Origin of the sequence: Kribbella sp. NPDC048928, from assembly GCF_043197975.1 — a bacterium.
GTDB lineage: Bacteria > Actinomycetota > Actinomycetes > Propionibacteriales > Kribbellaceae > Kribbella.
Genome location: NZ_JBICUC010000002.1, coordinates 735,028 through 757,810 on the forward strand (window position 1 = coordinate 735,028; position 22,783 = coordinate 757,810).

Genomic DNA, 22,783 nt, shown 5'->3' on the forward strand with positions numbered 1-22,783 from the left:
CACCGTAACCTAGTTCCCCGTGTCACCCTTTGCCGACCAGTCAGCCTCCGCCGGATCGTTGTCCGGCGTCCAGCAACGAGCCGTCCAGGCCCTGCTGGAACTCGCACCCGTGGTCGACGAACTGGGCTCCCGGTTCGCCGACGCCGGCCACGAGATCGCCCTGGTCGGCGGTCCTGTCCGGGACATTCTGCTGGGCCGGGGGAGCAAGGATCTGGACTTCACCACGTCAGCGCACCCGGACGTGATCGAGCGGTTGCTGTCCGGCTGGGCGGACCATGTCTGGGACATCGGCAAGGCGTTCGGCACCATCGGTAGTCGGAAGGGCGACTGGGTCCTGGAGGTCACGACCTACAGGTCGGAAACCTACGATCCCACCTCGCGCAAACCGGAGGTGTCCTACGGCGACAGCCTGGAGGGCGACCTGGCCCGCCGGGACTTCGCGATGAACGCGATGGCGGTCCGGCTGCCGTCGCGGCAGTTCGTCGACCTGTACGGCGGGCTCGAGGACGTCGCGAACCGCCGGATCCGGACCCCCGGTACGCCGGAGGACTCGTTCTCCGACGACCCGCTGCGGATGATGCGGGCGGCCCGGTTCGCGGCGCAGCTCGGGTTCACACCGGACCCGGCGGTGGTGACCGCGATGACCGCGATGGCCGAGCGGATCACGATCGTGTCCGCGGAGCGGGTCCGCGACGAGCTGGAGAAGCTGATCTGCGCCGACCACCCGCGGATCGGGCTCGACCTGCTGGTCGGCACCGGGCTGGCCAAGCACGTGCTGCCCGAGCTGCCGGCGCTCCTGGACGCGGAGGACGAGCACCATCGGCACAAGGATGTGTACCAGCATTCGCTCACCGTCCTCGACCAGGCCATCGATCTGGAATCCCGTCTGTCTGTTCGGACGCCGGATTTCGTCGTTCGGTTCGCCGCACTGATCCACGACATCGGGAAACCGAAGACGCGCCGCTTCGAAGGTGCACGCAAGGTGACGTTCCACCACCACGACGTGGTCGGCGCGAAGCTAGCCCGGAAGCGGATGAAGGCGCTGCGGTTCAGCAACGAGCAGATCGACCAGGTCAGCAAGCTGATCGAGCTGCATCTGCGGTTCCACGGGTACGGCGACGGTGAGTGGACCGATTCCGCCGTACGGCGCTATGTCCGCGACGCCGGCGACCAGCTCGAGCGTCTGCACGTCCTGACCCGCGCCGACTGCACCACCCGGAACCGCAAGAAGGCGGACTCGCTGCGCGCCGCGTACGACGACCTCGAGGTCCGGATCGACCGCCTGCAGGAGCAGGAGGAACTGGACGCCCTGCGCCCGGACCTCGACGGCAACCAGATCATGGAGATCCTCGGTATCCCGCCCGGCCGCGAGGTCGGCGAGGCCTACAAGTTCCTGATGAACCTCCGCCTCGACGAAGGCCCCCTCGGCGAGGAGCGCGCCCGCGAAAAACTCCTCCACTGGTGGTCCGAGCGCTGAGTCCACGCCGAACTCAGGCCTTACTCTCGCGCTGTGGATGTATGGAGTGTTGTCGGGTGGGGCGGGTCGGCGCTGGTTGTCTGGTCGTTGGTGCAGACCCGGATTCTGCGGCTGCGGGTGCTGAACCTGGTCGGGTGCGTGATTCTGGTTGCGTTCAACGCGGTGGTCGGCGTCTGGCCGATGGTCGGGATGAACGCGGTGCTTGCCGTCATCAACGTTGTGCATCTGTGGCGGCTGCTGCGGCACAGGCATGACGAGGCGGAGTACCAGGTGCTCCAGGTGCACGACGGCGATGCGTACCTGGGGTTCATCCTCGAGCGGCATCGCAAGGACATCAGCCGGTTCAACCCGGAGTTCACTGCGGGTGTCAGCCCGTACGCGTTTCTGGTCCAGCACGGTGACCGTACGGTCGGCGTGGTCCTCGCCCATGACGCCGGCACCGGGCGTGCGCAGATCGACCTCGACTACGTGGTGCCGAAGTACCGCGACTTCACGCCCGGCGAGTTCGTGTACCGGCGCAGTGACGTGTTCACCGAGCACGGGTTCCGCCAGGTCATCGCACCGCCCGGGATGCGCGACTCCACCCCGTACCTGAAGACTCTCGGCTTCCACCGCGACGGCAGCAACCTGGTCCTCGACCTCCCGAACTAACCCACCCGAGCGTTCGCGCTCCGCCGACCGCCCCCCGCCTGCCCCCGCCCTGCGCATCCCTGCGCGAACCCACCAGCTCAGCGGTCAACCTCGGACCTGGTCAAGGCCGTCCGGGCTCTCCCGATGGTGCACCTCCCGTCGTCCGCGCTGCCGTGATGTGATGAGCCGGTGAAGTCGTTGGAGGAGATCGTTGCTGGTGTCCGGGCCGGTGCTCTGGATCCGGTGGAGCTGGTCGAGGACGCGCTGTCGCGGGCTGCGGACGCCGCCGGGCTGAACGCCGTTGTCCACCTGGACGTCGACGGTGCCCGCAAGGCCGCGGCCGCGCACGACCGGCGCGGGGCGCTCGCGGGCGTACCGGTGCTGCTGAAGGAGATCATCGAGGTCGAGGGCCTGCCGCACCGTTGCGGGTCCGCCTCGATGGAGGGGATCGGGCAGCAGGACGCGGACGTCGTACGCCGGTTGCGCGCCGCCGGGGCGATCGTGATCGGGCTCGCGCATACGCACGAGTTCGCGTACGGCTGTACAGGTACGTCGAACCGCGTCGGCCCGTGCCGGAACCCGCACGACCCGGAGCGGATGACCGGCGGATCGAGCTCGGGATCGGCAGCTGCGGTCGCAGCGGGTGTTGTCCCGCTGGCGATCGGGACCGATACAGCGGGCTCGGTCCGCATCCCGGCTGCGCTGTGCGGGGTCGTCGGCTTCAAACCGTCGTACGGAACCCTGCCGACCGACCGCGTGTTCCCGCTCTCCCAAAGCCTCGACCACCTGGGCGTCCTGACCCGGACCGCCGCCGACGCTGCGTACGCCTTACAAGCCCTGACGTCCCAGCCGGCGACCGCCGAACTCGACGCGCCCCGCATCGGTGTCGTCACGAACCCGGAGTACCTCCAACTCACTCCCGAGGTACGCAGCGCCTGGCTGGCCGCACTGGAGAAGCTCGACACGGTCGACGTACAACTCCCGGACTGGACGCGCAGCTTCACCACCGCCGCCAACCTGCAAGGTCCCGAAGCCGCGGCCAACCACAGCAACCGATCACACGAGCGCTACCAACCCGACGTCCAGCAACGCTTGACTGAGGCAGCGCGGGTCACCGAGGCCGACCATCAACAGGCCAAGGAACACGCGCGACGCATCACCGACGAACTCGACCAACTGCTCCACCAGGTGGATGCGGTGGTCACACCAACGGTTCTCACCACGGCGCCACTCATCGCAGCCGCGGACACCGCCGACGGCGGTCTCGAGGTACGCAAGCAACTGCTCAACAACACCCGCCTGGCGAACCTCACCCGGCACGCGGCCGTCAGCCTGCCGATCCCGGCTGACGGCCTCCCCGTCGGTCTCCAGATCATTGCGTCGAGCAACGAGCAGGCGGCCGCGGTCGCGTGCTGGATCGAGGCTCAGCGGTAGACGCGCAGGTCCGCCAGGCTCCACCAGTTCGCCGCGCTGCCGGTCTGCGTGACCCGGATGAAGCGTGCATGCGTCGGCCGCACCGAGATCGTGCTGAGCTGTCCCGTGGACACGCCCGACGCGACGGTCTTCCAATGGCTCCCATCGTTGCTGACAGCAACCTCGTAGCCGTGCGCGTAGTCGCCGAGGTTCCCACCACTGTCCACCGCGACCTCGCGGAACGTCTGGCCCTTGCCTAGATCGACCTGCACCCATTGACCTGGTGCTTGCGCCTCCTTGCTCTGCCACACGGTCGATCCGTCCGCATCGATCAGCAGCCCGGCATCGGCGCCGTTCACGCTCGTCGTCGCGGCTCGGGCCGGCAGCTCCTGCGGTACGTTCGCGGTCTCCCGCCCCCACGTGTACGTCGCGATCGCGCCGCCGGGCAGCTCGTACTCGAACGTCCGATCGCCGACCGCCACCGCGAACGATCGCGGGTCGTCGTTCTCGTTGTGCACGACGAGCGCCGACGTACCGTCCGGGTTGCGGAACGCGGCCGACATCAGCTGCCCGTTCCACCCGGTCGTCCCGTACGAGGTGCTCCCGATCCGCACCGCGCCCGGCTTCACGAACTTCGACAGGTGGCCGATCGTGTAGTACTCCGCATCCGTGGAGACCGATCCGTCCGGCTGCAACGTGACCAGGCCGGTGCACGTGTCACAGCCGCCGAGGTGCGGGCCGCCGGTGGAGTCGAGCGCGATGTTCCAGTTCACGACCGACTTCGCCCAGTTGCGCGTGGTCCCGAGCATCAGCGTGCGGGCGTGCCAGGTGAGCGTGCCGCGGAAGATCTGCGGCGGCGTGTCGTCCGGTCCGTGCGACCCCGAGCACTCGGTGAACCAGATCCCCTTCGACGGGAACGCCTTGTGCAGGTCGGTCTGCTTCGACGGATCGCCCGAGTAGCAGTGGTACGCGGTGCCCGCAATCCACTTCGCGGCTGAGGACTCGAGCAGCTTGTACGGGTAGTCGGTCTCCGGGTCCTCGCCAGGCGGAGTGGACTCGACATCGCCGGGATGGGTGGTCCAGTTGTGGTCGTACCCGAGGATCTTCGTTCGCGGACTGGCCTTGCGCAGCAGCGGTCCGAGCGCGTTGATGACCGCTGCCTCCTGGCGTACGGGCATGTCGGTGCCCGGGTACCCGCTCGGCTTGCGGTTCTGCGGCTCGTTCTGGATGGAGAGGAAGTCGACCGGTACGCCGGCCCGCGCGTAGGCCTGCACGAACTTCACCAGGTAGCGCGCGTACGCGTCGTAGACCTTCGGATCGTCCTTCAGCCGGCCGCCGCCGAGCGAGTCGCCGGTCTTCATCCAGGCCGGCGGGCTCCACGGCGTCGCCATCACCTTGAGTTGTGGATTGAGCTGCTTGGCGCGCCGGAGCAGCGGCAGGACCTGCTGCTCGTCGTGCGCGATGCTGAACTGGCGCAGCCCGAAGTCGGTCCGGCCGGCCGGTACGTCGTCGTACGTGTAGTGCTCGCTCGCCGCCGTGAAGTCGGACGAGCCGACAGGCTGGCGCAGGAAACTCACGCCGATGCCCTGGGCCGGATCGAAGAGCTTGCGCAGCGTCTGCTCGCGATCGGCCGGGCTGAGCCGGTACAGCACCGCGGCGGACGAGTCGGTGATCGCGGCGCCGAAGCCGTCCATGGTCTGGTATGTCGTGCGTGGGTCGACCGTGATCGTGGTCAGGTCGCTCGCACCGTCGTGGAACGTGACCGGCGCGCGCTCGTGCAGCAGCTCGGCGCGGTCGGGGGTCGTGACCCAGACGTGCACCTGGGTCGTCGGCGGACGGGCCTGGGCAGGACCGGTGAGTGACGCCACCGCGAGAGCAAGGGCGACGCCGAAGGCGGGTGTTCTCATCGCACTCCTCAGGGCTGAAACAAACGGCCACAGAACACGCCTGCGATCGAGCACTGTCAAGGTCTGGGAGCGTGGACGTAGAGTGCTGAGCGTGAAACAACGGGATGTAACAAATGCCGCACGCTAGGGCGACGATGCGAGACGTCGCGGAGGCGGCCGGGGTGTCACTCGCGACCGTGTCCCGGGTGGTCAATCAGCTGGGCGGCATCACGCCCGAGACCCGTCGGCGGGTGCAGCAGGCGATCGAGGAGCTCGGGCTGCCCGGGCCACGACCCCGGGGCGGTACGCCGAAACCGGTTGAGGGTGCGGTCTACGTACGCTGCCCGTACGTCCTCACCGACTACTTCGGGCTGATCGTGTCGTCGATCGCCGAGACGCTCGACCGCCACGGCCGGCAGGTCGTCCTGAACGCGGGCGAGGCGGTTGCGAACGATCCGGTCCTGCAATCCCTGCCCTCGCAGCGATCGATCGGTGGGGCGATCCTGATCCTGCCGCCGGAGCCGAGCGAGGACCTGGTCCGGCTGAGTTCCCGCCGCTTCCCGTTCGTGGTCGTCGATCCGCGCACCGCGTTGCCGCGCGACATTCCGTCTGTTTCCGCCGCCCATCACGCCGGCGCCCGGCAACTCACGACGTACCTGACCGGGCTCGGGCACACGCGGATCGGCGTGATCGCCGGCCCGCGGGAGTGGCTGGCTGCCGATGCGCGGTTGAGCGGTCACGCGGCCGCGCTGGCGGACGTCGGCATCCTGCTGGATCCGTCGCTGGTCCGGCACGACGAACCGACGACGGCCCACGGGTACCGAGCCGCCGGCGAGTTGCTCGACCTGAGTCCGCGGCCGACGGCGCTGGTCGCGTTCAACGACAAGGCCGCGGTCGGCGCTCTCCGGGCCGCGTCGGAGCGCGGGCTGTCGGTCCCCGCCGACGTGTCGATCGCCGGCTTCGACGACCTCGACCTCGCCCGGTCGACCACCCCGCAACTCACCACGGTCCGCCAGCCCCTCCAGGAAATGGGCCGGATGGCCGTCAGCCTCCTGATCCGCCTCCTCGAACACCACGCCCTCGAAGCCCTCCACATCGAACTCGCCACCGAACTCGTCGTCCGCGGCAGTACTGGACCCGTCGCCGGTTTTGGCTCCTGACCCGATCGTCCGTCAGGATTCCACTCGAACCTGTTGGAACATCTGAGGAGCTGCTGTGAGATATCACCTGCGCCGCGTCCTGCTGGGCGCACTGGCCCTGTCCGCCACCACGGCCGTGCTGACGACCGGGAGCGCGTTCGCCAGTGAGCCTCCCGGCGGCATCGTCTGGGACCACGTGTACAAGACGACCGGTGTGACGGTGTACGTCGAGGAGCACGGAGACTGGGTGTCCTTGTGCGATTCCGCGGCGAACGGGTCCGGGGCGTACGTCGTCGTCCAGGACCGGGTCGAGCAGTCGTACCGGCTCGAGGTCAAGAACGGCTACGGCAGTTGCATGACCCGGTCGGCTGCCGACGGCTACCAGTTCGACCTGCACGAGGGCGACACGATCGGACTCGAGATGGACGGTGACGGCAGCGGGTCCGGCCACAAGTACGTGACCTTCGTCAACGACCACTGATCCGCGGTGTCCACAACCGAGCCGGGGCCGATGCGCGAAACGGCTCGGTTGTGGGAGTTTTTAGGCATGAACCTTCGGATCGGCATTGCCGGGATCGCCATCGAGTCCAGTACGTTCTCGCCGCATCGCGCCGGGCTGGCGGACTTCGACGTACGGCGTGGAGACCACCTGCTGGAGCGGTACGACTTCCTCGGCAAGGACTGGGCGCAGGGGATCGAGTGGGTGCCGCTGCTGCACGCGCGTTCGCTGCCCGGCGGCGCGGTGCTTCCGGAGGTGTACGACGACCTGTCGGCGGAGATCATCACCCGCCTCGAGGACGCCGGTCGGCTCGACGGATTGTTCTTCGACATCCACGGCGCGATGAGTGTCGTCGGACGGCAGGACGCAGAGGCTGATCTGGCCACGCGGATCCGGACCGTGCTCGGTCCCGACGTACTGGTGTCGGCCTCGATGGACCTGCACGGGAACGTGTCCCGCGAGCTCGGTACGGCGGTGGATCTGATCACCTGCTACCGGATGGCGCCGCACGAGGACGCGATGGAGAGCCGCGAGCGCGCCCTGCGGAACCTCGTCGAGCGGCTGCGGTCCGGCGCCGGCAAGCCGGGCAAGGCGTGGGTGCAGGTGCCCGTACTGCTGCCGGGCGAGAAGACCTCGACGCGGCTGGAGCCGGCGAAGTCGATCTACCGGCGCGTGGGCGAGATCGCGGACGAGCCCGGCGTACTGGATGCCGCAGTCTGGGTCGGGTACGCGTGGGCCGACGAACCCCGCTGCCGAGCGGCGGTCGTGGTCACCGGGGACGACGAGGAGCTGATCACCGCGCGGGCGGCCGAGTTGGCGCAGGCGTACTGGGAGGCGCGGGACGGGTTCGAGTTCGTAGCTCCGACCGGGACGTTGGAGGAGTGTGTCGCGGCCGGCCTTGCGAGCAGCGCACGCCCGTTCCTGATCAGCGACTCCGGCGACAACCCGACCGCGGGCGGCGCGGACGACGTCTCGTGGACTCTCGGTGAGCTGCTCAAGGTCGAGGAGCTCGCGTCCGGCAAGGCCACCGCGATCCACGCGAGCATCACCGACCCGGATGCCGTCGCGGCGTGCGTCGCGGCCGGCCTCGGCAACCCAATCGAAGTGAGTGCGGGCGGCAAGGTTGACTCCGGTCCGTCGGGCCCCGTCGCGCTTGCGGGCACGGTCTTCTCGATCTCAGAGGATCCGGTCGGCGGTACGGTCGCGGTCGTCAAGGCCGGTGGGCTGCACTCGATCCTCACCAGCCGCCGCAAGCCGTACCACCACATCGCCGACTTCACGCTGCTCGGCCTGGACCCAGCGGCCACGGACCTCGTCATCGTCAAGATCGGCTACCTGGAGCCGGAGCTCTACAACCTCGCGGCCGACTGGCTCCTCGCCCTCACCCCCGGCGGCGTGGACCAGGACCTCCTCCGCCTCGGTCACCACGAAGTACTACGTCCGCTGTTCCCCTTTGACCCGGACATGGAAGCTCCGGCCCTGACCCCGGAACTCCTGCCCTAGTCCGAGACCTTCTGCACGAAGGCTTCGGAGGGGGTGACGACGCGGCCGGTGGTGTCGGTGGGCTCCAGCTTGCGGAGCGGTTTGTTGTGGTGGGTGTCGAGGAGTACGGAGTGCTGTTCCGCAGGCTCGAACAGGTGCTCCTCGCCCCACTGGCGCAGGCTGACGAGGATGACGAACAGGTCGCGGCCGCGCTCGGTCAGCGCGTACTCGTGGTAGGCGCTGCCGTCCGCGCCCGGGACGATCTCCAGGATCCCGTGGGCGACCAGTTCGCGTAGTCGCGACGACAGGATGTTCTTCGCCAGGCCCAGGTTGCGCTGGAACTCGCTGAAGCGGGTGATCCCGTCGAAGGCGTCGCGGACGATGAGCAGCGACCACCGGTCGCCGATCACATCCACTGCCCGCGCCACCGGGCACTCGGCGGTCTCGTGCGTCACGCGCTGCGGCATTCGCGCCTGCCTCCTCGTACGGCCGGGCAATTCAGTTCCGGCAACTGGTTGCAAGTATAAACCAGCTGCTCTACGCTCACTGCCACGCGGTTTCAAGTTGAAACCAGATTCGGCGAGCGAGAGGTGTGCGGTCATGACAGAGGCAGAGACCCGCGTGAGCCCGGTGCGGGTGGCGGTCGTGCAGTTCGAGCCCCGCGTGGGCGTCGAGAACCTGAAGGCGAACGCGCTGGCGGTTGAGCAGCGGCTGACCGCGGCGGCCGACGGGGGAGCCGGGCTGATCGTGCTCCCGGAGCTGGCGACCACCGGGTACGTGTTCGAGACCCGCGAGGAGGCGTACGCCCACGCAGAGTCGGTCCCGGACGGTCCGACCGTCGAGTCGTTCGTACGGATCGCGGCCGAGCGGAACGTCTACATCGTCGGCTGTGTCGCCGAGCGCGACGGCGTCACCCTCTACGACACCGCGGTCCTGGTCGGCCCCGAGGGCTACATCGGCCGGTACCGCAAGACGCACCTGTGGAACACCGAGAAGCTCTGGTTCACGCCCGGCAACGAGGGCTTCGCCGTCTACGACACGAAGATCGGCCGGATCGGCCTGCTGGTCTGCTGGGACATCTGGTTCCCCGAGACCGCGCGGATCGTGGCGCAGATGGGCGCCGACATCATCTGCATTCCGACCGGCTGGGTGTGGACGCCGCCGCCGCTGTACGACGCGAGCGGGGTCTGCATGGCGGCGTACCTGACGATGACGGCCGCGCACGCCAACAACGTCTTCATCGCGACCGCGGACCGGATCGGCCAGGAACGCGGCGCCGGGTTCATGGGCAACTCGCTGATCGCCGGTACGAACGGCTGGCCGATCGACCGGATCGCCGGCCCGGACGAGGACACGATCATCTACGCGGACGTCGACCTGACCGCCGCCCGGACGGCGCCGATCTGGAACCAGCTCAACGATCTGCACCGCGACCGTCGTACCGACCTGTACGACCAGATGCTGGGTTACAGCGACCGCGCTCCGCTCCCGCGGTGACCCCGTGACAACCGCCCGAGATACACCGGCACGAGGTACGACGGCGCGCGGTGCGACTGTCCGGCGTACAGCGGGACTCATCGGTTCGCGCCGTGCCGCGATCGGTGCCGGCGTGGTCTTCGTAGCGCTCCTGGCGCTCGCCGGATGGACGTTCGCGTGGCTCGCCCAGGGCGGGCAGCCCTGGAACGGCGACTACCGCGAACCGGCCCGACTCGTCTCCTGGCTGCTCGGATCGATCAGCGAGCCGCAGTACTACGCGGTCGCCCCGGCCGGCGCGCTACTGCTGGTCGGCGGCCTACTCGGCCACGTCGCGCACCGCACGTCGTGGCGCCACCGAGGCTTCACCCAAGCCTGCGGCTCCGGCCTCTGGCCGTGGGCTGCGGGGAGCGCACTTGCGAGCCTGGTTCTGGGCAACCTCATCTGGGGCTGGACGCTTTCCCCCGGAAGTTGGCAACCGCTCTTCGTGCCACTCGTCTCGGTAGCTCCCGCGGTTGTCGTCCTCTACGGACCGGGCCGGCGGATCGCCCTGTCGGCGGCTGTCCTCGGGGCACTCCTCACTCCGCCCGCTTCGATCCTTGCTGTCGAGTACGTCTGCGGACCCCTGAACCTCCCGCCTGTGGTCGGAGCGACCACAGGCATGTGGCTCGGTGCCGCCGTCGCGTTCTGGATCTGTGGCCGCCTTCGCTGGATGCCATCGGCCGGAGCCTGGCGTGCAAATAAGCCTGCCGCGGCCGGACCCGAGAACTCCTTGCTCTGGGTACCGCGCCGCGCCCTGGCGGACTTCTCCGAAGCGCAGTTCTTCGGCAACGAGTGGGCCAGCGCCACACTCCTCGCCGGAGCAGTCGTCGCCCACCTGATCAGTTCGTCGAGTACGGCGTACGGATCCGGCCTCTTCAGCGCAGTACTCGCCAGCCAGGTGATCACGGCGTTCGCCGGCGTACTCATCTGGCGGAAACGCTGGCGGCAGCACGGGTTCTACCCGACCTTCGTGCCGGTCGTCTCGGTGGCGCCGGCCACGGTGCTCGCGTTCGGCGGGAGCCTCCAGTCGATCCTGGTCGGTGCGCTCGCCGGTGCGCTGATCGCGCCACCGGTGGCGGCCGCGATCTCGTCGCGGCTGCCGAAGACCTTCCATCCGTTCGTCGGCAACGTCGCCTCGATGAGCCTGTGTACGGCGCTCATCGTCCCGGCGCTCCGACTCGTCCCTGGATTCACTTCATGACTGCTACTGAACTGGCCCGGGCGTTGCGCAGCCGGGAGACCTCCGTGACCGAGGTCGTCGACGCCGCGCTCCGCCGTACCCACGAACTGAACCCGACCCTCAACGCGTTCACTCTGATCGACGACGACGGCGCCCGCACCGCCGCCAAGGAGGCGGACGAACAGCTTGCCGCAGGCATCGACCTCGGACCCCTGCACGGCATCCCCGTGGCCGTGAAGGACCTGATCGACATGGCCGGTCTTCCCACCAGTTGCGGGTCGGCCACCTCCTTCGGCGCGACCGCGACCGAAGACGCCGAGGTCGTACGCCGGTTGCGGGCCGGAGGCGCCGTGATCATCGGCAAGACGACACTGCACGAGTTCGCGTACGGCGCCACGGGCGATCGATCCGTGCACGGTGCCTCCCGCAACCCGATCGATCCGAGCCGGATGTCCGGTGGCAGCAGCGGTGGCAGCGCGGTCGCGGTGGCGGCCGGGATGGTGTCGCTCGCGCTGGGCACGGACACGGCCGGTTCGGTCCGCGTGCCGGCTGCGTTGTGTGGTGTCGTCGGGCTCAAGCCGGCGTACGACGCGATTCCCAGCGGCGGGGTGTACCCGCTGGCGCCGACGCTCGATCACGTCGGGATCTTCACCGCGACGACGGAGGACGCACGCCTCGGCTACCAGGCCCTGGCCGACAGTCCGGCCGAACCGGTCCCGGCCGCTGGGCTCACGGTCGGATGGATTCCGCCGGAGTCGATCGCTGTCACCGATCCGGAGGTCGTGGAGCTGACGCGGCAGGCCGTCCTGCACGCCGGCTTCGCCGTCGACATCGTCGACGGGTTTCCGAAGTGGTCGCGGACCGAGGACCTGTTCGAGATCTTCTCGACGCTGCAAGGCTGCGAGGCGTACCGCGTGCATGAGCAGCATCTCGAGACCGACGCCGGCCTCATCGATCCGGAGGTGCTCGCCCGGCTTCGCAGGGGCCGGGAGATCAGCGCTCGGGACTACGCCGCGGCCGACGCGGCGCGTCACGAGTTCAGGGTCCTGGTCGACGAGTTGCTGTCGGCGTACGACGTCCTCGCCCTGCCTGCCGTACCGGTTGTCGCGCCGCTTGTGGGCGAGCGCAGCGTCCGGGTCGCGGGCGCCGAGCTGGAGGTACGGTCCGCGCTGCTGTCGCTGACCTGCCCGTGGAACCTCACCGGATCGCCTGCGCTCAGCATCCCCGCCGGGCGCCTCGACGGGCTGCCGATCGGCGTACAACTCGTCACCGCACCGGGCCGCGAGGGTCTGCTCTTCGCGGCCGCCCAGCACCTCGAGACCGCCAACAACCACTAGGAAGGAACGACATGCCCTCGATCCAGGTCGACCTGCCGCTGACCGCGGACGAAGCGACGAAACGTGCGTTCGCGGAACGCATCGGCCGCATCTACGGGGAGATCATGCAGGTCGGCATGGATCTGCTCACGGTGTCCGTGCACGCGCTCGGCAGCGGCGGCGTGTGGCGCTGCCACGAGTCCGGACCGCCCACGCCATCCGGCCTGATCATGTGCGACATCCGGTCCGGGCGCCCGACCGAGACCCGCGCCCGGCTGGCGCAGGCATTGATCGACGCGTGCGTGGAGACCTTCGAGCTCGACGCCCTGTGGCTGAAGGTCGAGTTCACCCAGCACGACGGCAGCGAGATGTACCACCCCCACCTCGGCGGCTTCAACCAGAACTGGTCCGGCGACGAACGCTAGCTCTTGTGGGCGAAGTCGGTGACGTCCGGCAGCTTCTCGAAGCCGGCCGACACGTACGCCGCGACGCCACCGACGTTGCTGCTCGGGGTGCACACGGTCACGCTCGACGATCCCAGTTCCTGCAACGCGGCCGCTGCCGCGATGGTGATCGCGCGGCCGTCGGCGTCGTAGCCGACCAGGCAGCGACCCCGGCGGTACGGCGATCCCGCGGCCATGGTCTGCCAGCGCTCAAGGGTCAACGACGTCTTGGGGAACGCTGAGCGGTGCACCGCGATCCGGTCCTCGAGGATGTCGTCGCGAAGGTGCTGCGCGTCGACGTACTCGATCCGGAGCCCGAACTCCTCCACCGGTGCAGACAGGTCCCGGACCAGAGGCGTCCACGGCTCGTCGGCCACCCAGCTGCTGCTGTCCAGCAGCGCGCGGAAGGCAGCGCCGGCCCGGGCCTCGACGAACCCAGCAGCGGGCAGCACGCCCTGCGCAGGGTCCGATTCAAGCGCATGCCGCTCCGCCTCGGCGCATACTTTTACCGCCGACGAAATGATTCAGAGCTTGCGCAGGACCTGTAGGGCGTCGATGGCATGGTCCACCAGCGCGTCGGCGCCGTACGGGCGGTCCTCCTCGAGCAGGGCGGACCACTCGATGGCCAGGTCCTCGGTGTAGGACAGCCAGGCGTGGATGCGCAGGTACTCGGCGGACATACGTTCGTCGGCCACCTCGGGCACGCCGAGGTAGGTGAGGACGCGCTTGGTGAGGCCCGCGCGGGTCTCGTCGTACACCTCGACCGCGAAGTCGTCGCCCCCGGCCGCGCCGCGGACGAACGAGATATAGGCGGTACGCCGGCGCTCGATGAAGGCCACGAACTGGACGAGCATCTCGCGGAGCTGCTGCTCCGGGGCCAGCGAGTCGGCGGGCTTGGTGACGCGGAGCAGACGGCGGCCGGCCGCGGAGATGACCGCGACGTAGTAGTCCCGCTTGCTCGGGAAGTAGTGGAACAGCAGTCCGCGGGAGATTCCGGCCTCGCTCGCGATCGCGTCGATCGACAACTCGTGGATCGGCTTGTCGCGCAGCATCATCAGGCCGATCTTGACCAGTTGCCGCTTGCGGTCGTCCGCTGTCAGACGGTGTTCCATCTATTGAGCATTGCTTAGACGCTGAGCTACGGTCAAGCCGAGGGAGAGGAGTCTTGATGGGGTTCGAACCTTCGGCCCGGGCTCAGGAGCTGATCGCGCGCGCGCAGACCTTCCTGCGTACCGAGATCGAGCCGGCCGAGGCCGAGTTGCAGAGCGCGATCCGGTCCGCCGGTGATCCCTGGCAACCGCAGCCGATCATCAAGGACCTGCAGGCGAGGGCGCGCGACGCCGGCCTGTGGAACCTGTTCCTGCCGCCCGCCGAGCCGGGCAACGAGCAGTACGGCGAGGGCCTGAGTAACCTCGACTACGCACCGATCGCGGAGCTCACCGGCCGCTCGTTCATCGCGCCGCACATCTTCAACTGCAACGCGCCGGACACCGGCAACATGGAGGTCCTGCTCCGCTACGGCAACGCCGAGCAGAAGCAGCGCTGGCTGGAGCCGCTGCTGGACGGCACGATCCGGTCCGCGTTCTGCATGACCGAGCCGGACGTCGCGTCCTCCGACGCCACCAACATGGAGGCGACAGCGATCCTGGACGGCGACGAGGTCGTGCTGAACGGTCGCAAGTGGTGGAGCACCGGCGTCGGCCACCCGGACTGCGAGCTGCTCATCTTCATGGGCCTCACCGACCCCGGCGCCCACCGGTACGCACGGCACACCATGGTCCTCGTCCCGCGGGACACGCCGGGTGTGAAGGTCGAGCGCCTGCTGCCGACGATGAACCGGTACGACGAGCCGTACGGCCACGGCGAGGTGTCGTTCACCGAGGTGCGGGTCCCGGCCGCGAACATCCTGGTCGGACCGGGCAGAGCGTTCGAGATCGCCCAGGGCCGCCTCGGCCCGGGCCGCGTGCATCACTGCATGCGGCTGGTCGGCCTCGCCGAGAAGGCGCTCGAGCTCGCGCTGCAGCGCGGTAGCAGCCGGACCGCGTTCGGCAAGCCGCTCGTCAACCTCGGCGGGAACCGCGAGCGGATCGCCGACGCGCGGATCGCGATCAACCAGGCGCGGTTGCTCGTCCTGCAGACGGCGTACCTGCTGGACACCGAGGGCCTGGTCGGCGCGTTGAGCGAGGTCAGCCAGATCAAGGTCGCCGTACCGCGGATGGCGCAGGACGTTGTCGACATGGCGATCCAGCTGCACGGCGGCGGTGGCCTCTCGGAGGACTTCCCGCTCGCGGCCGCGTGGACGGGCGCTCGCGCGTTGCGGCTGGCCGACGGACCCGACGAGGTGCATCGTGGGGTGATCGCCAGGATCGAGCTGGCGTCGTACCTCTCCGCAGCCGCTGCTCAGGAGTCCAAGTGAGTCGTGTCCTCGTCACGGGTGCCGCGAGCGGGCTGGGTGCGGCGCTGGTCGCCCGGTTCGTTGCCGACGGCCACCAGGTGCTCAGTACGGACGTTGCCGAGGACGGCGGTCCGTCGTACCTGAAGCTCGATGTCCGCAACCCGGCGGACTGGGATGCGGCGGTCGCGTGGTGCACGGACAACTGGGGTGGTCTGGACATCCTGGTGAACAACGCGGGTATCGCGACCGGCGGCCGGATCGACGTCGAGACGCTCGACGAGTGGGACCGGATCGTCGACATCAACCTGATGGGCGTGGTCCGCGGATGCCGGGCGTTCGTCCCGCTCTTCAAGCGGCAACGATCCGGGCACATCGTCAACACTGCGTCCGCGGCCGGGTTGGTGCATCCGCCGATGATGAGCTCGTACAACACGGTGAAGGCGGGCGTGGTCGCGCTCTCCGAGACGCTTTCGCACGAACTCGGCCCGTACGGCGTGAACGTGTCGGTGGTCTGCCCCTCGTTCTTCCGTACCAATCTGGCCGACTCGATCCGCGGCGCGGACAGTGCGATGGGCGCGACCGCGCGGCAGCTGATCGAGAAGTCGCCACGCTCGGCCGACGACATCGCGGCCGTGGTGGTTGCCGGTATCAACAAGAAGACGTACCTGATCATCCCGGACCGGCCGGCCCGGATGGCGTACCTGACCAAGCGGTTCGCGCGGCCGCTGTACGACCGGCAGATGCGCAGGATCGCGACCCGCGCCCAGCAGCGCGCCGAGGCCAAGGATGGGTGATGGTGCGCGGCCCGTCCGCGACGAGGACGCGTTCGACGTACCGGCGGTGGACGCCTGGCTGCGGCAGCAGACCGCAGTACCGGACGGCCTGCCGGAGGTGCGGCAGTTCTCCGGCGGTGCGTCCAACCTGACGTACCTGCTGAGTTATCCGGGCCACGACCTGATCCTGCGGCGTCCGCCGGCCGGGACCAAGGCCAAGGGCGCACACGACATGGGTCGCGAGTTCCGGATCCAGAAGGGCCTCAAGCCGGTCTTCCGGTACGTCCCCGAGATGGTTGCGCACTGCAACGATGAGTCCGTGATCGGCTCCGAGTTCTACGTGATGGAGCGGGTCGCCGGGACGATCCCGGGTCATCACGCGCTCGGCGTCGACCTGACGCCCGCACAGACGCGCCAGTTGGGGTTCACGCTGATCGACACGCTCGCCGAGCTGCACGCCGTCGACCCGGCCGCCGCCACGCTCGAGGATCTCGGTCGCGGCGCGGGGTATGTCGGGCGCCAGGTCACCGGCTGGTCCGAGCGCTACCGCAAGGCGAAGACGTGGAACGTGCCGAGCTACGAGCGCGTGATGGCGTGGCTTGCGGCGCATCAACCTGCCGACGTCCGTACGTGCGTCATCCACAACGACTTCCGGCTCGACAACGTCGTCCTGACCCCGGACGATCCGCTGCGGGTGGCCGGCGTACTCGACTGGGAGCTCGCCACGCTCGGCGATCCGTTGATGGATCTCGGCAGCGCGCTCGCGTACTGGGTGCAGGCCGACGACGACTGGGCGTTCCGCCGGTTCCGGCTGCAGCCGTCGGACGTGCCCGGGATGCTGACCCGCGACGAGATCGTGCAGTACTACGTGCAGCAGTCGGGTCAGCCTGTGGACAACTGGGCGTTCTACGAGGTGTTCGGGCTGTTCCGGCTGGCGGTGATCGCGCAGCAGATCTACTACCGCTACCACCACAAGCAGACCCGGAACCCGCGGTTCAAGAACTTCTGGCTCCCGGTCAATCTGCTCGAGCGGCGCTGCCGCCGGATCATCCGGCAGGCGTGAGTGGCAGCGATCTACCTGATCCGGCACGCGCAGGCGTCGTTCGGTGCGCGCAACTACGACAAACTGTCAGCGCTCGGTGAGCAACAGGCCGCGCATCTCAGCACAGTTGTGGGTGATGTGAAGCCGGATGTCGTCATGTCAGGCTCGATGCGCCGGCATCAGCAGACTGCGACGCTCGCCGGCTTCGCTGCGGAGGTGGATCGCGGGTACGACGAGTTCGATCACCAGGCGGTGATCGTGGCGCACAAACCCGCGTACAAGCGGCACCCGGTGATGCTCGCCGACCTGGCGCGGACCGGGAACCCGAAGCGGGCGTTCCAGGAGATGTTCACGGCGGCCACCCAGCGCTGGATCGACGGTGAAGCTGGGTATTCCGAGTCGTTCACCGCGTTCTGTGACCGGTCGGAGGACGCGGTACGACGGACCGCCGAGCGGCTCGCGAAGAGTGAGACCGCGCTCGTCTTCACGTCCGGCGGGCCGATCGCGGCCGTGGTCAGCCGGCTGCTGTCCGGCGGCGACGGGCTGTGGGCGAAGCTGAACCCGGTGACGATCAACACTGCGATCACGAAGGTCGTGTCCGGGCGCAGCGGCCTGACTGTGGTGAGCTACAACGAGCACGTCCACCTCGGTGCGGACCTGCTCACTTACAGATAGGACTCCCGCGATGCGACGCAACATCCTGATCACCGGCGCGAGTTCCGGCCTCGGTGCGGAGATGGCGCGGCAGTTCGCCGCGAAGGGCCACGACCTGGCGCTGACCGCGCGCCGTATCGAACGGCTGGAGACGCTCCGCGCCGAGCTGACCGAACGTTATCCACAGCTCAACGTGGTTATCCACAGCCTGGATGTGAACGATCACGACCGGGTGTTCGAGGTGTTCCGCGCGATCGACGCCGAGCTGCCGCTGGACCGGATCGTGGTGAACGCCGGGCTCGGCAAGGGCGCGCCGCTCGGCACCGGACGGTTCGAGGCGAATCGGGAGACGGCGCTGACCAACTTCGTCGGCGCGCTCGCCCAGGCGGAGGCGGCGCTCGAGCTGTTCCGGGCGCGGAACGCCGGCCACCTCGTCCTGATCGCGTCGATCTCTGCCTTGCGCGGCATGCCGAAGACGGTCACCACGTACGCCGCGACGAAGGCGGGGCTCGCCGCGCTCGGTGAAGGCCTCCGGCTTGAGCTGCTGGGCAAGCCGATCAAGGTCAGCACGATCTACCCCGGGTACATCCGGTCGGAGATGAACGACCGGGTCAAGCACACGCCGTTCATCGTCGACACCGAGCCGGGCGTACGGGCGATGGTGGCCGCGATCGAGGCGGAGAAGTCGAAGGCGTACGTACCGGCACGGCCGTGGTGGCCGCTCGCCCAGGTGCTGCGGGTCGCGCCGCTGCCGTTGCTGAAGAGGATGATCTGAATGCGTTGGGGGCTGACCGTTCCGCTGACCGGCGTACCGCTGCGGGAGCATCGCGCGCTGATCTCGGAGCTGCATTCGCTCGGGTACACGGACCTGTGGTCGGCGGAGGTAGCCGGCGCGGACGCGTTCACGCCGCTGGTGCTCGCATCTGAGTGGGACTCGTCGCTGCGGTTGGGTACGGCTGTCGTACCGGTGCACACGCGTGGACCGGCTGCGCTGGCGATGAGCGCTGCGGCGTTGGCGGATCTCGCTCCGGGGCGGTTCGTGCTCGGGATCGGGGCGTCGTCGGAGACGATCGTGACCGGGTGGAACGGGATCGCGTACGACCCGCCGCTCGCACGGACGCGGGACGTGCTGCGGTTCCTGCGGCAAGCGTTCGCGGGGGAGAAGGTCGACGGGGAGTTCGACAGCTTCACGGTCAAGCGGTTCCGGCTCGAGAAGGCGCCCGACGTACCGCCCGCGATCATGCTCGCGGCGCTGCGCCCGCAGATGCTGCGGCTGGCGGCCCGGGAGGCCGACGGTGCGATCACCAACTGGCTCTCCGCGGACGACGTACGGCAGGTGCGCGCGGAACTGGGCCCGGACAAGGAACTCGCGGCGCGGATCTTCGTCTGCGTCACCGAGGACGCGGAGATGGCCCGCAACATCGGCCGCTTCCTGATCGCGACCTACCTGACGGTCCCCGGCTACGCCGCGTTCCACGACTGGCTAGGCCGCGGCGAGGCCATGCAACCGATGCGCGACGCCTGGGCCGCCGGCGACCGCAACACCGCCATGGCCGCCATCCCCGACACCCTCGTCGACGCCCTCATTGTCCACGGCACCCCCGCCCAATGCCGCACCCACATCAACCGCTACGTAACCAACGGCCTGGACACCCCCATAATCGCCACCCTCCCCACCGGCACAAGCCTCCTAGACACCGCCCGAGCCCTGGCCCCCAACTAACAACAACCAGCCGAATCAGGTGGCCGTGCACACGCAGCCGTGGCTCTGCACAGGAAATAACGTGTCCACACCCACCGGATCCTGTCCACACCCACGGCTCGTGGTGGTTGAGGCAGGGGTGCGACGGGTTAAGGGGTGAGGCGGTGGGCGTTCAGCCAGGTGGTGGCTCGGCGGGTGGAGGCTTGGGCTAGCCAGGCGTCTTGGATGATTTCGGTGAGTTCTTGTTTGGTGAGGGTGGGGAGGTCGCGGGCGCGGAGCAGGACCGAGGGGTGGCCGTCGAAGTGCGGGGTGGTGAAGAACGGGGTGGAGTCGTCGGCGAGCAGCGCGAGTTTTTCGGCCTCGGACTCGACCCAGATCATGATCACGTCGTCGTACTTCTCGCCGCTGACCGGATCCACCGCGTCCGGCCGAGCGGTGCGGAAGAAGACGAACGACTTGCCGCCGACCTGGTACACCGGGCGGTCGGTGCCGTCGTCCCGCTCCCACTTGGTGACGTGCGGCATCCCCGACGCGATCTCGTGGACGTCGGCGAGCCGGGCCTTCCGCGCACGTGGCTGGGTCACTCGGACAGTGTGGCAGGGAGCCAGATGGTGAACGTTGATCCGGCCCTCAGTTGGCTCGTGACCTTGATGTGGCCGTGGTGGGCTTCGGTCAGGTGTTTGGTGATCGCGAGGCCCAAACCGCTGCCGCCGGTCGTACGCGCTCGCGAGACGTCGGCGCGGTAGAAGCGGTCGAACAGATGTGGCAGATGCTCGTCCGCGATCCCGGTCCCGTTGTCGGTGACGGTCAGGTTGTACCCGTTGTCCACAGCCCGTACGCCGACGATCACCCGGCCGCCGGACGGCGTGTAGCGGATGGCGTTCGAGACCAGGTTGCCCAGGGCTTGCCGGATGCGCGCGCTGTCGACGACTGCTGGCGCGGGCCCAGGAGCCGTGGAGGTGAGAGTGACTGAGGCAGCTTCGGCTGCGGGTTGATGAGCCAGTACGACCTGTTGAGCCAACTCGGTCAGGTCACGAGGAGCTGGGTGCAGGCGGAGCATGCCGGCGTCCGCGAGCGCGAGGTCTTGCAGGTCAGCGACCAGGTGCTCGAGCAGCCCGGTCTCCTCCAGCAGCGACGTGACGAGCGCACCGTCGAGCGGTACGACTCCGTCCTCGGAAGCGACCAGGTATCCCTTGATGTTGGCGAGCGGCGTCCGCAGCTCATGCGCGACGTCACTGACCATCGCCTTGCGCTGGAAGTCGTGTCGCTGGATCGCCTCGGCCATGTCGTTGAACGCGTGCCCCAGCCGGGCCACCTCGTCCTTCCCGCTCACCGGTACGCGCGCCGCATGGTCCCCGTTGCGCATCCGTTGCGCCGCCCCGGTCAGCGCGACGATCGGCCGTACGAGCCGCCGGCCGGCGAACAACATCACCAGCGCCGCGATCAGCACCACGCCGAGCGCTGTCGCTGCCGTACGCACCAATCCCTCGCCCGAGAACACGTTGAACGTGCTCTTCGCCCCGAGATACAACTGCGCCGGCGGAGCCACGTACGGTGTCAACGCCTGCACGCGGGCCTGGCTGGTGCAGTCGATGAACTTGTCCGAGAAGTCGCCCCTGTCCTTCGGCTCGACCACCTTCACGCCCTGCAGATCGTTGACCTGGTACAGCAGGTGCGCCGCGTCCAGGCAGGCCGTCGCGCGCCGGACCTCATCATCGTTGACGACCTTGGCCTTGGCGCTCGGCGCGTACAGCCCTGCGGGGGTGCAGCTGTCCTTCTCGGCGGTGCCGCCTGACGACTCCATCACGCGGATCCCGGCGACCGCCTGCGTCGACTCGATCATCACCTGTGGGCTGCTCTCGCCAGACAGCCGGACGCTCGCGGGCCGGCCCTTGGCCTCGTAACAGGCGACCGCCTGCTTGGCGAGCCGTTCCTTTGCCTGACGCTCCTGAGCGGTCATTCCCCAGTCGGGGAAGGCGACGAACGGCGGCGCGGCCGATGCCGTCGCGACGAATCCACCCCCGGCGTCGGTGGCGACGGTCTTCCGGGCGGTGTAGACGTTCGTCGCGTTCGAGACGCCGGCCAGTTTCGGGACGCCCGCGGTGCGTACGTCGATTGTTGCCGCCGGCACCGTCGGGAGCTCGGGGGCGGCGCCGAGCCGGCGCGCGGAGTCCGCGATCAGCGTGCCGTCCTCGGAGGTCACGGCGACCCGGCGGCCGAGCTTGTCGGCCAGGTCGTGCACCAGTTTGTCCACGCCCGACCAGCTCGTGTGGTCCGAGGCGTACTTCGACAGCTCGCCGTAGATCTCGCCGTCCACCTGCAGCTGTCCGGTGTTGGCGTCGATCTCGCCCTGCAGTTTCTCTGAGGTGCTGTACGTCGCGATCAGCGCGGTCGCGATCACGGCACCGAGCGCGACGGCGAGCGACAGGCCGAGGAAGCGGATCAGCACGCTACGACGCATGGCTCACCTCGGCCAGTTTGTAACCCACGCCGTACACGGTCTTCAGGTACGCCGGGGCGCCGGGCGCCGGCTCGATCTTCTTCCGCAGGTTCATCACGTGCACGTCGACGGTCCGGTCGAACACGTAATGGTCGAAGCCGAACGCGTGCTCGAGCAACTGTTGCCGGGAGAACGCCCGCCCCGGCGAGGCTGCCAGGCAGGCGAGGATCTTGAACTCGGCCGGCGTCAGGTCGACGAGCTTCCCGGTCAGCCGGACCTCGTGCCGGTTCGGATCGATCTCCAGCTCGCCGATCCGGTACACCTCGCCCTCGGACCTGATCCGCGTACGGCGCAGCACCGTACGCACCCGGGCGACCAGCTCGCGCGGGTTGTACGGCTTGGTCAGGTAGTCGTCCGCGCCCAGATCCAGCCCGAGCAGCAGATCGTCCTCGGTGGAACGGGCCGTCAGCATGATGATCGGTACGTCCATGCCGTTGGAGCCGTCCGCCCGCAGTACCCGGCAGACGTCGAGGCCGTCGACCTTGGGCATCATCACGTCGAGCACCAGCAGGTCGGGGCTGCGCCGGCGGGCCTCGTCGATGGCCTCCCGCCCGTCGTGCACGACGACGGTCAGGTGCCCTTCCCGTTCGAGGTACCGCCGGATCAGCTCCGCCTGCTTGAGGTCGTCTTCGGCGACCAGAATCCGCGCTGGCATACCGCTCAATGTCCCGGATGTTGATGAGAATCCGATGAAGATCGGCTGAGAGCATCGGGTGCAAACCGGTCCTTCACAGGTT

Annotated in this window: 23 protein-coding genes; 16 read left to right on the forward strand and 7 right to left on the reverse strand. The window is 68.6% G+C overall.

Annotated features, from left to right (window positions below; translation table 11 throughout):
- Window positions 1-58 precede the first annotated feature (58 nt).
- The 3 genes from ACGFI6_RS10440 to ACGFI6_RS10450 all read left to right on the forward strand — a co-directional run bounded on the left by ACGFI6_RS10440 (window position 59) and on the right by ACGFI6_RS10450 (window position 3,541).
- Window positions 59-1,477 carry a CCA tRNA nucleotidyltransferase gene (locus ACGFI6_RS10440; protein ID WP_393118109.1) on the forward strand — a complete coding sequence of 473 codons (1,419 nt, stop codon included), beginning with the start codon at window positions 59-61 and terminating at the stop codon, window positions 1,475-1,477.
- A 33-nt stretch (window positions 1,478-1,510) separates the two neighbouring features.
- Complete coding sequence (locus ACGFI6_RS10445) at window positions 1,511-2,128, forward strand: hypothetical protein (RefSeq protein ID WP_393117020.1); 618 nt, start codon at window positions 1,511-1,513, stop codon at window positions 2,126-2,128.
- Window positions 2,129-2,296: 168 nt separating this feature from the next.
- Window positions 2,297-3,541, forward strand: coding sequence for an amidase (locus ACGFI6_RS10450; RefSeq protein WP_393117022.1), 1,245 nt, complete (start codon window positions 2,297-2,299; stop codon window positions 3,539-3,541).
- Here the strand turns inward: ACGFI6_RS10450 and ACGFI6_RS10455 are convergent.
- On the reverse strand, window positions 3,532-5,427 hold the full coding sequence (locus ACGFI6_RS10455) for a discoidin domain-containing protein (RefSeq protein ID WP_393117024.1): 1,896 nt from the start codon (window positions 5,425-5,427) through the stop codon (window positions 3,532-3,534). The genes ACGFI6_RS10450 and ACGFI6_RS10455 overlap by 10 nt on opposite strands.
- A 134-nt stretch (window positions 5,428-5,561) precedes the next feature.
- Between ACGFI6_RS10455 and ACGFI6_RS10460 the strand changes: the two genes are divergently transcribed.
- The 3 genes from ACGFI6_RS10460 (at window position 5,562) to ACGFI6_RS10470 (ending at window position 8,547) form a co-directional block, all read left to right on the forward strand.
- Entirely contained in the window at window positions 5,562-6,566 is a 1,005-nt protein-coding gene (locus ACGFI6_RS10460; RefSeq protein ID WP_393117026.1) for a LacI family DNA-binding transcriptional regulator, read from the forward strand.
- 55 nt (window positions 6,567-6,621) lie between these two features.
- Window positions 6,622-7,026, forward strand: coding sequence for a hypothetical protein (locus tag ACGFI6_RS10465; protein ID WP_393117028.1), 405 nt, complete (start codon window positions 6,622-6,624; stop codon window positions 7,024-7,026).
- Window positions 7,027-7,092: 66 nt separating this feature from the next.
- Window positions 7,093-8,547 carry a M81 family metallopeptidase gene (locus ACGFI6_RS10470; protein ID WP_393117029.1) on the forward strand — a complete coding sequence of 485 codons (1,455 nt, stop codon included), beginning with the start codon at window positions 7,093-7,095 and terminating at the stop codon, window positions 8,545-8,547.
- On the opposite strand, the gene ACGFI6_RS10475 is transcribed toward ACGFI6_RS10470, so the two are convergent.
- On the reverse strand, window positions 8,544-8,993 hold the full coding sequence (locus ACGFI6_RS10475; protein WP_393117031.1) for a winged helix-turn-helix transcriptional regulator: 450 nt from the start codon (window positions 8,991-8,993) through the stop codon (window positions 8,544-8,546). The genes ACGFI6_RS10470 and ACGFI6_RS10475 overlap by 4 nt on opposite strands.
- 133 nt (window positions 8,994-9,126) lie before the next feature.
- Here ACGFI6_RS10475 and ACGFI6_RS10480 point away from each other — a divergent pair, with 133 nt between their 5' ends.
- From ACGFI6_RS10480 to ACGFI6_RS10495, 4 genes are read left to right on the forward strand one after another with little or no spacing between them, the layout of a single operon-like run.
- Window positions 9,127-10,023: a nitrilase family protein gene (locus ACGFI6_RS10480; RefSeq protein WP_393117033.1), complete on the forward strand. Its 897-nt coding sequence runs from the start codon at window positions 9,127-9,129 to the stop codon at window positions 10,021-10,023.
- 4 nt (window positions 10,024-10,027) lie between these two features.
- The gene (locus ACGFI6_RS10485) at window positions 10,028-11,242 is read left to right on the forward strand and encodes a hypothetical protein (RefSeq protein WP_393117035.1); all 1,215 of its coding nucleotides are present in this window, start codon (window positions 10,028-10,030) and stop codon (window positions 11,240-11,242) included.
- On the forward strand, window positions 11,239-12,558 hold the full coding sequence (locus tag ACGFI6_RS10490) for an amidase (protein WP_393117037.1): 1,320 nt from the start codon (window positions 11,239-11,241) through the stop codon (window positions 12,556-12,558). Before ACGFI6_RS10485 ends, ACGFI6_RS10490 begins: the two co-directional genes overlap by 4 nt.
- 11 nt (window positions 12,559-12,569) lie before the next feature.
- Window positions 12,570-12,962: a hypothetical protein gene (locus tag ACGFI6_RS10495; RefSeq protein ID WP_393117039.1), complete on the forward strand. Its 393-nt coding sequence runs from the start codon at window positions 12,570-12,572 to the stop codon at window positions 12,960-12,962.
- Here the strand turns inward: ACGFI6_RS10495 and ACGFI6_RS10500 are convergent.
- Together ACGFI6_RS10500 and ACGFI6_RS10505 are read right to left on the reverse strand one after the other, a co-directional pair.
- Window positions 12,959-13,432: a hypothetical protein gene (locus ACGFI6_RS10500; RefSeq protein ID WP_393117040.1), complete on the reverse strand. Its 474-nt coding sequence runs from the start codon at window positions 13,430-13,432 to the stop codon at window positions 12,959-12,961. The genes ACGFI6_RS10495 and ACGFI6_RS10500 overlap by 4 nt on opposite strands.
- Before the next feature lie 72 nt (window positions 13,433-13,504).
- Entirely contained in the window at window positions 13,505-14,092 is a 588-nt protein-coding gene (locus ACGFI6_RS10505) for a TetR/AcrR family transcriptional regulator (RefSeq protein WP_393117042.1), read from the reverse strand.
- A gap of 56 nt (window positions 14,093-14,148) precedes the next feature.
- Between ACGFI6_RS10505 and ACGFI6_RS10510 the strand changes: the two genes are divergently transcribed.
- Genes ACGFI6_RS10510 through ACGFI6_RS10535 form a run of 6 tightly spaced genes read left to right on the forward strand, consistent with a single transcriptional unit; the run spans window position 14,149 to window position 19,567 of the window.
- A complete protein-coding gene (locus ACGFI6_RS10510; RefSeq protein WP_393117044.1) occupies window positions 14,149-15,396 on the forward strand; it encodes an acyl-CoA dehydrogenase family protein in 1,248 nt (415 codons plus the stop codon).
- On the forward strand, window positions 15,393-16,169 hold the full coding sequence (locus ACGFI6_RS10515) for an SDR family NAD(P)-dependent oxidoreductase (protein ID WP_393117046.1): 777 nt from the start codon (window positions 15,393-15,395) through the stop codon (window positions 16,167-16,169). The genes ACGFI6_RS10510 and ACGFI6_RS10515 overlap by 4 nt, the downstream gene beginning before the upstream one ends.
- On the forward strand, window positions 16,162-17,211 hold the full coding sequence (locus ACGFI6_RS10520) for a phosphotransferase family protein (protein WP_393117048.1): 1,050 nt from the start codon (window positions 16,162-16,164) through the stop codon (window positions 17,209-17,211). The genes ACGFI6_RS10515 and ACGFI6_RS10520 overlap by 8 nt, the downstream gene beginning before the upstream one ends.
- Entirely contained in the window at window positions 17,212-17,865 is a 654-nt protein-coding gene (locus ACGFI6_RS10525; RefSeq protein WP_393117050.1) for a histidine phosphatase family protein, read from the forward strand. It begins immediately after the preceding gene.
- Window positions 17,866-17,875: 10 nt separating this feature from the next.
- Window positions 17,876-18,619, forward strand: coding sequence for an SDR family oxidoreductase (locus tag ACGFI6_RS10530; RefSeq protein ID WP_393117052.1), 744 nt, complete (start codon window positions 17,876-17,878; stop codon window positions 18,617-18,619).
- Window positions 18,620-19,567 (forward strand): LLM class F420-dependent oxidoreductase, encoded by a 948-nt coding sequence (locus tag ACGFI6_RS10535; protein ID WP_393117054.1) that lies wholly within the window; start codon window positions 18,620-18,622, stop codon window positions 19,565-19,567.
- A 128-nt stretch (window positions 19,568-19,695) separates the two neighbouring features.
- Here the strand turns inward: ACGFI6_RS10535 and ACGFI6_RS10540 are convergent, their stop codons facing one another.
- From ACGFI6_RS10540 to ACGFI6_RS10550, 3 genes are read right to left on the reverse strand one after another with little or no spacing between them, the layout of a single operon-like run.
- A complete protein-coding gene (locus tag ACGFI6_RS10540) occupies window positions 19,696-20,130 on the reverse strand; it encodes an MmcQ/YjbR family DNA-binding protein (RefSeq protein ID WP_393117055.1) in 435 nt (144 codons plus the stop codon).
- Window positions 20,127-22,007, reverse strand: coding sequence for a sensor histidine kinase (locus tag ACGFI6_RS10545; RefSeq protein ID WP_393117057.1), 1,881 nt, complete (start codon window positions 22,005-22,007; stop codon window positions 20,127-20,129). Before ACGFI6_RS10545 ends, ACGFI6_RS10540 begins: the two co-directional genes overlap by 4 nt.
- On the reverse strand, window positions 21,997-22,701 hold the full coding sequence (locus ACGFI6_RS10550) for a response regulator transcription factor (protein ID WP_393117058.1): 705 nt from the start codon (window positions 22,699-22,701) through the stop codon (window positions 21,997-21,999). The genes ACGFI6_RS10545 and ACGFI6_RS10550 overlap by 11 nt, the downstream gene beginning before the upstream one ends.
- Window positions 22,702-22,783: the final 82 nt, after the last annotated feature.